Here is a 12,348-nt window from a genome sequence, read left to right on the forward strand (position 1 = left end):
CTTGGTGTTCTTCGTTGTGAGCCAATGGACAGCAGCCCAACCCGGTTCCTGACCTTCAACACCATGACACGCATCCACATGACCGCCGGCGGTCACCGCTTCGTCGCCGAAACCCACCCCGACGCGCCCCAGACCGTGGCCGCATTCCTGAAGCTGCTGCCCTACCGGCAAAAGCTGATCCACGTGCGATGGAGCGGCGAAGGCTGCTGGATCCCGATGGGCGACTTCGAGCTGGGCGTGGGCTACGAGAACCACACCAGCCACCCTTCGGTGGGCGACATCCTGTTCTACCCCGGCGGCTACAGCGAGACCGAGATCATCCTGGCCTACGGCAGCTGCAGCTTCTCCAGCAAGATGGGCCAGCTCGCCGGCAACCACTTCCTGACCATCGTCGAGGGCCGAGAGCACCTGCGGGAGCTGGGCACGCGCACGCTCTGGGAAGGCGCGCAGGACGTGGAGTTCTCGCTGTGAAAGGCCGGCTGCTGGTCGAAGGCGGACTGGTCGTCGCCGACGCCGCATCTGCGCCACAGGCGGCCGACCTGCTGATCGAGGACGGCCGCATTCTCGCCATCACCGAGCGCGGCGCCTCCGGCGTGGATGCTGCAGTGCCGCGCATCGACGCGACCGACAGGCTCGTCATCCCCGGCCTGGTCAATGGCCACACCCACGCCCACGGCGGCCTGGGCCGCGGCGCGGTGGACGACGTCGCCCTCGAAGGCTTCCTCGCTGCATCGCCGGCGATCAACGGCCAGCGCGGGCTCGACGACCTGGCGCTGAGCGCGACGCTGACCGGCGTTGAGCTTCTGAAGAAGGGCTGCACCGCGCTCTTCGACATGACGACGCAGTTCCCCCTGCCCACGACCGAGGGGCTGCACGCGGTGGCCGGCGCTTACATGCGGCTGGGCATCCGGGCTGTGGTCTCGCCCATGCTCGCCGACCGCACGCTGTACCAGGCCTACCCGGAGCTGCTCTCCAGCCTGCCCGAGCCGCTGCGCGCGGGCGCCGCTGCGCTCAAGGCCACGCTGCCGGACGCCTGCCTCGCCGCGGTGGACGCCGCGGCACGCGACTGGCCCTTCGATCGCAGCCGCGTGCGTCCCGGCATCGCACCAACCATTCCGCTGCACTGCTCCGACGAGTTCATGCTGGGATGCGCGCGCCTGGCGCAGGCCCACGACCTGCCGATGCAGACGCATCTGGCTGAGAGCAAGATGCAGGCGGTGTTCGGCGAACAGCGCTATGGCAAAAGCCTGGTCGCCCACCTGGCCGAGCTCGGGCTGCTCAGTCCCCGCTTGAGCACGGCCCACAGCATCTGGATTTCCGACGACGACATCGACAGGCTCGCGGCGGCCGGCGTGACCGCGATCCACAACCCCCTGAGCAATCTGCGGTTGGGCTCGGGCATCGCGCCGGTGCGGCGCATGCTCGAGCGCGGACTGCGCGTGGGGGTCGGCAGCGACGGCGCCAACACCTCGGACACGCAGAATCTCTTCGAGGCAACGCGGCTCGCCGCCTTCCTGTCGCGGGTGATGACCCCCGATGAGGACCGCTGGATCAATGCCGCTGAGGCGCTGCGCATGGCAACCGAAGGCAGTGCCCATGCGCTGGGCTGGGGCGACCGGATCGGCCGCATCGCCCCCGGCTTTGAGGCCGACCTGGTGCTGCTCGACCTGGCCCAACCTATCTACGTCCCGCTGCGCCATCCTGTGCGGCAACTCGTGCACGGCGAAAACGGCGCAGCGGTGGACCGCGTGCTGGTCGCGGGCGATGTGGTGGTCGACCGCGGCCGCGTGCTCACCATCGATGAGGCCCAGTTGCGACGCGACGCGCAGGCGGCGGCCGACCGGCTGGATGCGCTCAACACCGAAGGCCGCCATCTCGCGCAGGCGATGCGGCCCTGGGTCAGCGCGTTCTGCTGCGGGATAGGCCGCACGCCCTTCCACGTGCACGGCGGACGGCCGCTGGACGGCTGAGTCGCAGGGGTCTGGTCAGGCCAGGGCTTGCTGCTTGTCGCGCTGGCGGCGCAACCAGGCGATGGAGCGGCCGCCCAGCGGCCGTTGCAGCAGGTCCTGGGCCAGGTCGATGGCGCCCATGAGCCCGTCGAGCGAGATGCCGGTGGCGAAGCCGCTGCGCTCAGCCATCAGCACCAGGTCCTCGGTCGCCAGGTTGCCGGCCGCGCCGGGCGCGAAGGGACAGCCGCCAATGCCGCCCACGCTGGCGTCGAAGCGGCGGATGCCTGCTTCCAGCGCGGCCCAGGCGTTGGCGGCGCCCAGGCCACGGGTGTCGTGGAAGTGCACGGCCAGACGCTCGGCCGGGATCGCGGCGATGAGCGCCGCCAGCCGCAGCTTGACCTCGGCAGGTGCCGCAGCCCCGATGGTATCGGCGATCACGATCTCGCCGGCGTCCGCCGCAGCCATGCGCTGCGCCAGCGCCACCACCGCATCCAGCGGGGTCGTTCCTTCGAACGGGCACTCGAACGCCACGGCGATATAGGCGCGCGTGTGCAGGCCAAGGGCTTGCGCCGCCCGCAGCGTCTGCTCGCTGACCTCGGCCGCCTGCTCCAGCCCCATGTTGATGTTCTTGCGGTTCATGGTCTCGGTGGCGGACAGCACCACCGCGATCTCACGCGCGCCGGCCGCATGCGCCCGCTCCAGCCCCTTGAGATTGGGCACCAGCACCGAGCTGCGCAGGGCCGGCAGCCTGGCCTGCACCAGGGGCAGCAGCTCGCCGGCGTCGGCCATCTGCGGCACGGCCTTGGGCGAGACAAAGCTGGTGATTTCCACGCTGGCAACGCCGGCCGCGGCCAGGCGTTCCACCAGGGCCAGCTTGTCCGCGGTGCTCACGGCCACGGCCTGGTTCTGCAAGCCGTCGCGCGGCGCCACGTCGGTGATGTGGATGCGTTCCATCTCAGGCCACCGCGCCCTTGGCCTTCAGGCTTGCCACGCGTTCGGCGTCGTAGCCGACCACATCCATCAGCACCGCGTCGGTGTGCTGGCCCAGCAGCGGCGGCGCGCTGAAGGCGGTGCCGGCGGCACCGGAGAGCTTCACTGGGTTGCCTGGCATGCGCACGGTCTCGCCCGTGTGCAGGGCGACGTCCACCACCATGTCGCGCGCGCGCACCTGCGTGTCGTCCAGCGCCTGGGCGAAATTGTTGACCGGGCCACAGGGAATGCGTGCCTCCTGCAAGCGCTGCTGCCAGTGCGCTGTCGGCTGGGTGCGCAGGCGCTCCGACACCAGCGCATCGATGCGCTCCTTGGCGGCGTAGCGCACCGGCTGCTTCTTGAATTCCGGGTCCAGCAGCTCCGGGATGCCGATGAATTGCGCGAAGCGCTCGAAAAACGCGTCGCCGATGCAGGCCACGACAATGTGGCCGTCCGCCGTGGGATAGCAGTTGTACGGGACGTGGACGAAGTGGCCGTTGCCTATGCCCTGGGGCACCTTGCCCGACATCAGGTGCATGGTGGCCATGTAATTGAGCATCGAGACCTGCGCGTCCAGCATCGAAATGTCCACATGCTGGCCGCGGCCGCTGCGCTCGCGTTCGGCGATCGCCGCCAGAACGCCGATGGCGCCAAAGATGCCGCCGCCGAGGTCGCCCATGGGAATGCCGCTGCGCATCGGTCCGGTCTCGGGTGAGCCCGTGATGGACATGCCGCCGCCCATGGCCTGCACGACCTGGTCGAAGGCCGGTCGCTGCGTGTCCGGCCCGGTCTCGCCGAAGCCGGTGACGCTGCAGGTGATGATGCGCGGGTTCACAGCCGCCAGCGTCTCGTGGTCGATGCCCAGGCGCGCGGGAACGCCCACGCTGAAGTTGTCGAACACCACGTCGGCCTGGCGCACCAGGTCGAGGAACACGGCGCGGCCGGCTTCGCTCTTGAGGTCGATGCACACGCTCTGCTTGTTGCGGTTGAGCGTGAGGAAGTAGGCGCCCATGCCGTCGCGCGAGTAGTCGGGGTCGTTCTCCAGCAAGCGCCGCGTTCCTTCGCCGGCGCCGGGCGGCTCCACCTTGATGGTGCGCGCGCCCAGGTCGGCCAGCAGCATGGTGCCGTAGGGGCCGGAGAGCATGTGGGTGAGGTCCAGGACGGTGATGTGTTCGAGTGCCATGGGGATTCCGTTGGTTCAGGCCAGCGCGGACTGCAGCTGCGCCAAAGAGACGACGTCGGCGTATTTCACGTTCAGGTCGAAAAGGTTTGCTTCGTGCGGTGCGGGGTGGCGGTCGCCGCAGGCCTCGCCCACGACCACCGGGATGAAGCCGTTCTGGATCGCATCGACCGCGCTCGCACGCACGCAGCCGCTGGTGCTCATGCCGGCGATGAGCACACAGTCCACGCCCTGCGCGCGCAGCAGGCTGGCCAGCGAGGTGCCGAAGAAGGCGCTGGCGTACTGCTTGGTGACCACAGGTTCTTCGGCCTGCGGTGCGAGCGCTGGCACGTAGTCGGCAAGCGGGTTGCCAGCGCAGAAGGCCTTGAGCGCCGGGATCTTGCGGAAGAAGACGCCGCCGTCCAGTCCGTCGGCGCGGTACTCCACCCGGGTGTGGCAGACCAGCATCCCGCGCCCGCGGGCCCAGGCCAGCAGGGCTGCTGCACGTCCGACCACCTCAGGGCTGTTCGCGAACAGCGGCGATTCGGGCACGAAGTAGGCCTGCGCGAAGTCGACCATCAGTAGGGCTTGCCGCGTGCCCAGACCGAGGCCGGCGCCGAACGCGCCGCGGCCGTAGTTGGCGTGCAGCGATTGGGTGTCAGGTGTTTCCATGCTTTTGTTCTCCCAACAGGGTTTGCTTGGCCGAATGGATGTGGCTGCTCATCACGCTCCTGGCCCAGGCGCTGTCGCGCGCAGTGAGGGCGTCGATGAGTTCGCGGTGGTGGCTGAAGCTGCGCGCCAGCCGCTGCGGCGTGTAGCGCCGGAAGGTCTGCTGCACGATGGGCATCTCGATCGCGCTGGCCAGCATGGCGATCAGCCGCTCGTTGTGGCTGGCCTGGGCGAGGATGCGGTGGAACTCGCGGTTGAGACGGCCGATGCGTGCGGCGTTCTCGGGGTCCGTATCGGCGCCGCCGGACTCGATGTCGTCCTGGATGCCCGCCAGCTGGGCAATCTCCGCATCCGTGATGCGCTGGGCCGCGTGGCCGGCGATCTCGCTTTCGATCAGGATGCGCAACTCGAAGATCTGGCGCATCTCCTCGGTGGACCACTCACGCACCACGGTGCCGCTGTTGGGCTTGAAGCGGACGAAGCCGTCGGCCACAAGCTGGCGCATCGCCTCGCGCACCGGCGTGCGCGAGGTGCTGAACTCGGCAGCCACATTCTGCTCGGTGATGCGCGCCCCTGGCGGGTAGCGGCCCTCGATGATCTGTTCCTTGATCGCGCCATGGATGCGCGCGGCGACGGTTTCCACGGCTTCAGTCCTTGGGTGGAGATTTCCGACAAATTGTACACATTGAAAATGCGCATCATCCAATCTCCATTGGAGATAAAGCCAATCTCAAACGGAGACGGCTATTCATTGTCGACAATTCAGGCACTGAAACCCTCTTCACCCCCCGCTCCGGGACCGACAAAACAGGTGGCGCAGCGCTGCAAGGACAATGCGCCATGCCCGACACCCCGCGACACGACCCTGATCTCATCCCCACCCACACCACCGCCGCCCCCTCCTCCATCGCACGCTGGGTGGCGCGCCACCACGGCCTTGCGGTGCAGGAGTGCCACCTGATTCGCCGCGGCCTGAACGACAACTACGCGCTGCGCTCGGCCGACGGAACCCGCTATGTGGCGCGGCTGTACTCGATCCGCCCGCGCGGCGGCTTCAATGTCGATTTCGAAGTCGCGCTGCTTGCCCACCTGCAAGCCAGGGGCGTGGGGGTGGCGGCAGCGGTGCCGGCTGCGGACGGCCGCGCAGGCGTCCAGCTGCAGTTCCCCGAAGGCCAGCGCGCCCTGGCACTGTTCCGCCATGCCGAAGGCGAGATTCCCGAGACGCTGGAAGACTTCGAACTGACCGGCCGCACCCTGGCCCAGATTCACGGGGCGGCGCGCGACTACGCGGGCCCGCCAAGCCGCTACACGCTGGACGGCCATCACCTGGCCGGCCGAACCCTGGGCTACCTGCAGGTCTACCCGGAACTGGGCGCGCAGCTGTTCGAAACCTACCAACGGCTGGTCCAGCGCCTGCTTGCAGAGTTGGCCGCGGCCGAGGGCGGGCTGACACGCGTGCTCTGCCACGGCGACACGCACGGCTTCAACAACCATGTGGGAGCGGACTCGGCCGGCGCCAGGAAGAACGTGTTCTTCGACTTCGACGATGCCGGCCCGGGTTTCCTGGCCTACGACCTGAGCGTGCTGCCCTGGTCGTACCTGTTTCGCAAAAGCCTGAAGGAACCCGACGACGCGCTGCGCGAGCGCTGGATGCACTACCTGCGCGGCTACCGCGCGGGCGGTGGCCAGGTGAGCGAGCGCGACCTGGCGGCGTTGCCCCTGTTCCTTCAGCTGCGGCACCTGTGGAATCTTGGCGAGGCGGCCGGGCGGCTGCACCACTGGGGGACGAACTCCGTGCCTGTGGACTGGTTGCGCAAGCAGGTCGATGTGTTCAAGGCGTGGCAGGGGCTGGACCTGCGCGCCTGACGGCCTGCCCGCGGAGCACAATAGCGGCCAGCTGAAAGTCAAAAGGGTCTACATGCTGCAGCGACGCACCTTCGTTTCTGGACTCGGCCGCGCGGGCATCGCAGCGGCTGGCATCTGCCTGGTTTCCAACGCCCTCGCGCAGCGTCCAGCGCATCCCATCGCACGCCCACCGGGCCAGCGTCCGGGACTGCCTCTGGCTCCAGGCCGCTTCGATTCGCAAGCTGGCGTGGCGTCGGGAGCCTACCCGGGGGTGTTTGTCGTAGCCGGAGTGGACGCGAAGACCGACACCCTGCAGCTGCGCGATGAAAGCGGCCGTACCGCTGTCGTCCACATCAACGACCGCGTGTTGGACCTCGAATCGCTCAAGCCGGGTGACGAGGTGGAGGTCGACTTCCTGGTGCCGGAAGCGGGTAGCACCAGGCTCGAGGCAGGGAACATCTGGAAAGTGCAGCGCTAAAGGCAGGGCTGACGGATGTCCGTGGCCTTTGGTATCGATTCCTGCATGGCCTCATCCGCAAAGTCATAAGCGCCGGATCGCTATCGACTTTTCTGTCTTGCAGACGTTTGCTGCACCGCAGCAAACAGGTCTAAGCTTCGCCCCCTGTTCCACTTCTATCGCATGTATGAATGCCTTGACCCTGCCGCCCCAACCGGGCGCGCTTCCCGCAGGCCAACGCCTGCAGGCCGGCCTGATGCTGGCCGCCCTCGGTGTCGTCTACGGTGACATCGGCACCTCTCCCCTCTACGCCTTCAAGGAAACCCTGAGCCCCGCGCATGGCGTGGCGCTCACGCCGGCGGCCGTGCTCGGCCTGCTGTCCCTGATCTTCTGGGCGCTGACCATCGTGGTCACCCTCAAATACGTGCTGCTGGTGCTGCGCGCCGACCACGACGGCGAAGGCGGCATCCTGGCGCTGCAGGCCCTGGCCCGCCACGCGGTCGGCGGCGCTTCTGCGGGCCGGCGCTGGCGGCTGCCAATCGGCGCGCTGGGCCTGACCGGCGCCGCCATGTTCTACGGCGACAGCCTGATCACGCCGGCCATCTCCGTGCTGTCGGCCATGGAAGGCCTGACGGTGGCGACGCCGGCCTTCGAGCGTTTCGTGCTGCCGCTGGCGATCGGCTTGTTGTTCGGCCTGTTCGCAGTGCAGCGCTACGGCACGGGCCTGGTGGGCAAGATCTTCGGCCCCGTCATGCTGCTGTGGTTCGGCACGCTGGCCTGGCTGGGCCTGCAGCAAATCGCGCAGGCGCCGCAGGTGCTGCAGGCCATCAACCCCATGTGGGCCGTGCAGTTCCTGGCCGAGCATCCTGCCAAGTCGTTGGTGGTGCTGGGCGCGGTCTTCCTGTCGGTCACGGGCGGCGAGGCCTTGTATGCCGACATGGGCCACTTCGGCGCCCGGGCCATCCGCCAGGCCTGGTTCCTGATCGCGCTGCCGGCGCTGGTGCTCAACTACTTCGGCCAGGGTGCGCTGGTGCTGCGCGACCCCAGCGCCATCGACAACCCCTTTTTCCGCCTGGTGCCGTCCTGGGCCATCGTGCCCATGGTGGTACTGGCCGCCGCGGCGACGGTGATCGCCTCGCAGGCCGTGATCTCCGGTGCTTTCTCGCTGACGGCGCAGGCCATGCGCATGGGCTATCTGCCGCGGCTGCGCATCGTGCAGACCTCGGGCGATGCCATGGGCCAGGTCTACCTGCCCGCCGTCAACTGGCTGCTGATGGCCGGCGTGCTGGCCCTGGTGCTGGGCTTCAAGACCTCGGGCGCGATGTCGGCGGCCTATGGCATCGCCGTGGCCCTGACCATGGTGAGCACCACGGCGCTGGCCGCGGTGGTGGCGCTCAAGCTGTGGCGCTGGAACCCTGTCCTGGTGGGCGTGGGCGCCGCAGCGCTGCTGGCCGTGGACCTGATGTTCGCCGTCGCCAACAGCCTGAAAATCGCCGACGGCGGCTGGCTGCCACTGGTGGTGGCGGCCGTGGTGCTGCTGGTCTTCACGACCTGGGCGCGCGGGCGCAACCTGAACCGGCAGGCTGCGCAGGCCGGCCGTGTGGAGCTGGCCCCCTTCGCACAAGCCCTGGCCGCGCAGCCGCCGCACAGGGTGCGTGGTACGGCGGTCTTCCTCACCTCCGATGCCGGCGCCGTGCCGCATGCCCTGCTGCACAACCTCAAGCACAACCAGGTGCTGCACGAGCGCGTGGTTGTGCTGCAGGTGGAGGCCGCCGACACGCCGCGGGTGGACCCGGCCGATCGGGTGCAAGCGCAGGCGCTGGCTGCGGGGATCTGGCAGGTGGTGTTCCGCCACGGCTTCATGGAGCGTCCGGATGTGCCGGAATTCATGAAGCTGCTGTCCTACCGCCACGGCATCGCCGCGCAGGCCATGGCGACCTCGTACTTCACCTCGCGCGAGACGCTGGGTACCGGCGGCCTGGCGCAAATGGGGCGGGTACGTCAGATGCTCTTCACCTGGTTGCACCGCAACGCGGGCCGGGCCTCGGATTACTTCGGCCTGCCGGCCGGACGGGTGGTGGAGTTGGGGCGGCGCCCTGCCACCACTTGAGCGGCGATGCCCCAGCGTCCGGGTTCTGGTGATGGCCAGCCCGGCCGTCAATACATCCTAAGGGTTAGTCCCGAATGGCTTGTGCCATGGGCCGCACCACAATTTGTGCGTTGCTCGAACTAACCCAGGGAGACCTTCATGCAGATCAAACAATGTCTTGCCGGCCTGGCCTTTGGCCTGTCCGCTGTCAGCGCCTTGGCCCAGGTCACGGTCGGCGTCAGCTGGTCGAACTTCCAGGAGGAACGCTGGAAGACCGACGAGGCCGCGATCAAGGCCCAGCTGGCCAAGTCGGGCGCCAAATACATCAGCGCCGATGCGGGCGGCTCGCCCGAGAAGCAGCTGGCCGACATCGACAGCCTGATCTCCAAGGGCGCCAAGGCCCTGATCATCCTGGCCATGGACAAGGACGCCATCCTGCCGGCGGTCAACAAGGCCAACCAGCAGAAGATCCCTGTCGTGGCCTATGACAGGTTGATCGAGGCGCCGGGTGTTTTCTACATCACCTTCGACAACGTGGAAGTGGGCCGCATGCAGGCGCGCGCCGTGTTTGCCGCCAAGCCCAAGGGCAACTACGTGATGATCAAGGGCTCGCCCACCGATCCCAACGCCAACTTCCTGCGCGCCGGCCAGCAGGAGGTGATCGACGCCTCCGTGAAGAAGGGCGATATCAAGATCGTCGGCGAGGAATACACCGAAGGCTGGAAGCCCGAGGTGGCGCAAAAGAACATGGAGCAGATCCTGACCAAGAACGCCGGCAAGGTCGACGCGGTCGTGGCCTCCAACGACGGCACGGCCGGCGGCGTGGTGGCGGCGCTCACGGCCAAGGGCATCAAGGGCGTGCCGGTGTCGGGCCAGGACGGCGACCATGCGGCGCTCAACCGGGTGGCGCTGGGCAGCCAGACCGTGTCGGTCTGGAAGGACGCGCGCGACCTGGGGCGTGACGCCGCTGCGGCTGCCGTGGCCCTGGCCAGCGGCAAGAAGGTGGACGGCGCCAGCAGCTGGAGCGGCGGCGAGAAGAAGATGGCGCTGCAGGCCCAGTTCCTCAAGCCCGTCGCCATCACCGCGCAGAACCTGGACACCGTGCTCAAGGCCGGCTGGATCAAGAAGGACGTGCTGTGCAAGGGCGTCCAGGGCGCCAGCGCGCCTGCTGCCTGCAAGTAACCCTGCCTTGCGCCAAGGATTTCCGCGGGCTCCGGCCCGCGGTTTCGTTTCAAGACCCCATAGCCCCCATGACCCATGTCCTGACCGCTTTCAAACAGGCCGCCATCAACTGGCGGCTGGTGCTCATGGGCGCCGTGCTGGTGCTGGTGGCCCTGGTCTTCCATGTGCTGTCGGATGGCATCTTCCTGTCGCCCGAGAACCTCTACAACATCGCCCAGCAGACGGCCGTGGTGGGCATCGTCTCCACCGTGGTGGTGCTGGTCATCGTGGCCAGGCACATCGATTTGTCGGTGGGTTCGGTGATGGGCTTCGTCGGCGTGCTGGTCGCCGCGTTGCAGTACACGGCAGGCTGGTCCTGGTACGAGGCCACACTGGCCGGGCTGGCCGTGGCCATCCTGGTCTCGGTCTACCAGGGCGCGCTGACGGCGATGCTGGGCGTGCCCTCCTTCGTCGTCACCCTGGGCGGGCTGATGTCGTTTCGCGGCGCGGCCTTCCTGGTGGCCGACGGCAAGACCCAGCCGATCAGCGATCCCTTCTTCCTGAGCCTGGGCGGCGGTTACGACGGCGCCATCGGCGTGACGGCCAGCTGGCTGCTGGCCGGCCTGATGAGCGCCGTCCTGGTGCTGCTGATGCTGGCCCGGCGCCGCGCCAGGCACAGGCACGGCGTGCCCAACAATCCGGCCTGGCTGGACACGCTGGCGGTGCTGGTGCCTGTGGCCATCGTGCTGGGCTTCGCCGCCGCGATGAACAGCTACCGCATCCCCAACAAGGACGCCGCACAGGGCATCCCCGTGCCCGTGCTGATCTGGGCGGTGGTGGCCTTCAGCCTGTCCTTCCTGGTGCACCGCACGCGCTTCGGCCGCTATGTGTTCGCCATGGGCGGCAACCCCGAGGCCGCGGCCCTGGTGGGCATCCCGGTGCGGCGCGTGACGCTGATGCTTTTCGCGCTGATGGGCGTGCTTCTGACCGTCGCCGCCGTCGTCTCGGTCGCGCGGCTGAACGCCGGCACCAACTCGCTGGGCACGGGCATGGAGCTGTACGTCATCGCCGCGGCCGTCATCGGCGGTACGGCCTTGTCGGGCGGCTCGGGATCCATCCTGGGCTCGGTGCTGGGCGCCCTCATCATGCAGTCCATCGACAGCGGCATGCTGCTGCTGGACGTGGCCATCGGCTGGCGCTACGTCATCATTGGCCAGGTGCTGATCGTCGCCGTGGTGTTCGACGTGCTCTACCGCAAGCTGACGGGGGACACAGCATGACGGCACGGTGCCTGGTGGAGCTGCGCCACATCGAAAAATCCTTCGGCGGCGTGCGCGCTGTCGACGGCGTCAGCCTCAATCTGTATCCCGGCGAGGTGGTGGCCGTGCTTGGGCACAACGGCGCCGGTAAATCGACGCTGATGAAGATGCTGGCCGGGGCCTACCCCATCGACAGCGGCGAGGTCCGTGTCGCAGGTGAAAAGGTGCAGATCCGCACGCCGTCGGATGCGCAGCGCCTGGGCATCGAATCGATCTACCAGACCCTGGCGCTGGCTGACAATCTGGACGCTGTGGCCAACCTGTTCCTGGGCCGCGAGCTGCTGACGCCCTGGCGCACGCTGGACGACCACCGCATGGATGCGGATGCACGCAAGGTCTTTCTGCGCCTGAACAAAAACTTCAGCAATGTGCGCACGCCGGTGCGGCGCCTGTCGGGCGGCCAGCGCCAGGTGGTGGCGATCTCGCGGGCGATCTATTTCAACGCCCGCATCCTCATCATGGACGAGCCCACCGCCGCACTGGGTCCGGAAGAGACCGCCATGGTGGGCGCCCTGGTGCGCGAGCTCAAGGCGCAGGGCGTGGGCATCTTCCTGATCAGCCACGACATGCCCGACGTGTTCGCCCTGAGCGACCGCCTGGCGGTGATGAAGAACGGCCGCCTGGTCGGCACCTACAACACGGCCGACGTGACCGAGGACGAGGTGCTGGGCATGATCATCGGCGGGCGCAAGCCCGAGGGCAAGGCGCAGGCCGAGCGGACCTGCACCTGA

Annotated in this window: 12 protein-coding genes; 8 read left to right on the top strand and 4 right to left on the bottom strand. The window is 68.1% G+C overall.

Annotation, left to right across the window (positions count from 1 at the left end; translation table 11 throughout):
* The first annotated feature begins 63 nt into the window (after positions 1-63).
* Both Q0632_RS06110 and Q0632_RS06115 read left to right on the top strand, forming a co-directional pair.
* Entirely contained in the window at positions 64-471 is a 408-nt protein-coding gene (locus Q0632_RS06110) for a DUF3830 family protein (RefSeq protein ID WP_298926037.1), read from the top strand.
* On the top strand, positions 468-1,970 hold the full coding sequence (locus Q0632_RS06115; RefSeq protein WP_298925783.1) for an amidohydrolase family protein: 1,503 nt from the start codon (positions 468-470) through the stop codon (positions 1,968-1,970). The genes Q0632_RS06110 and Q0632_RS06115 overlap by 4 nt, the downstream gene beginning before the upstream one ends.
* A 15-nt stretch (positions 1,971-1,985) precedes the next feature.
* Here the strand turns inward: Q0632_RS06115 and Q0632_RS06120 are convergent, their stop codons facing one another.
* Genes Q0632_RS06120 through Q0632_RS06135 form a run of 4 tightly spaced genes read right to left on the bottom strand, consistent with a single transcriptional unit; the run spans position 1,986 to position 5,389 of the window.
* Positions 1,986-2,903, bottom strand: coding sequence for a hydroxymethylglutaryl-CoA lyase (locus Q0632_RS06120; RefSeq protein WP_298925786.1), 918 nt, complete (start codon positions 2,901-2,903; stop codon positions 1,986-1,988).
* Between the two features lies 1 nt (position 2,904).
* Entirely contained in the window at positions 2,905-4,101 is a 1,197-nt protein-coding gene (locus tag Q0632_RS06125) for a CoA transferase (protein ID WP_298925789.1), read from the bottom strand.
* Between the two features lie 15 nt (positions 4,102-4,116).
* Positions 4,117-4,749, bottom strand: coding sequence for an isochorismatase family protein (locus tag Q0632_RS06130; protein WP_298925792.1), 633 nt, complete (start codon positions 4,747-4,749; stop codon positions 4,117-4,119).
* Complete coding sequence (locus Q0632_RS06135; RefSeq protein ID WP_298925795.1) at positions 4,736-5,389, bottom strand: GntR family transcriptional regulator; 654 nt, start codon at positions 5,387-5,389, stop codon at positions 4,736-4,738. Before Q0632_RS06135 ends, Q0632_RS06130 begins: the two co-directional genes overlap by 14 nt.
* Before the next feature lie 197 nt (positions 5,390-5,586).
* Between Q0632_RS06135 and Q0632_RS06140 the strand changes: the two genes are divergently transcribed.
* The 6 genes from Q0632_RS06140 to Q0632_RS06165 all read left to right on the top strand — a co-directional run bounded on the left by Q0632_RS06140 (position 5,587) and on the right by Q0632_RS06165 (position 12,348).
* Complete coding sequence (locus Q0632_RS06140; RefSeq protein ID WP_298925798.1) at positions 5,587-6,612, top strand: phosphotransferase; 1,026 nt, start codon at positions 5,587-5,589, stop codon at positions 6,610-6,612.
* Between the two features lie 268 nt (positions 6,613-6,880).
* On the top strand, positions 6,881-7,069 hold the full coding sequence (locus Q0632_RS06145; protein ID WP_298925800.1) for a hypothetical protein: 189 nt from the start codon (positions 6,881-6,883) through the stop codon (positions 7,067-7,069).
* 235 nt (positions 7,070-7,304) lie between these two features.
* Complete coding sequence (locus Q0632_RS06150; RefSeq protein WP_298926039.1) at positions 7,305-9,158, top strand: potassium transporter Kup; 1,854 nt, start codon at positions 7,305-7,307, stop codon at positions 9,156-9,158.
* Between the two features lie 138 nt (positions 9,159-9,296).
* On the top strand, positions 9,297-10,319 hold the full coding sequence (gene xylF, locus Q0632_RS06155) for a D-xylose ABC transporter substrate-binding protein (RefSeq protein WP_298925804.1): 1,023 nt from the start codon (positions 9,297-9,299) through the stop codon (positions 10,317-10,319).
* A gap of 68 nt (positions 10,320-10,387) precedes the next feature.
* Positions 10,388-11,578 (top strand): ABC transporter permease, encoded by a 1,191-nt coding sequence (locus tag Q0632_RS06160; RefSeq protein WP_298925807.1) that lies wholly within the window; start codon positions 10,388-10,390, stop codon positions 11,576-11,578.
* Entirely contained in the window at positions 11,575-12,348 is a 774-nt protein-coding gene (locus Q0632_RS06165; RefSeq protein WP_298925810.1) for an ATP-binding cassette domain-containing protein, read from the top strand. Before Q0632_RS06160 ends, Q0632_RS06165 begins: the two co-directional genes overlap by 4 nt.

Source organism: uncultured Ramlibacter sp., assembly GCF_936925435.1.
GTDB lineage: Bacteria > Pseudomonadota > Gammaproteobacteria > Burkholderiales > Burkholderiaceae_C > Ramlibacter.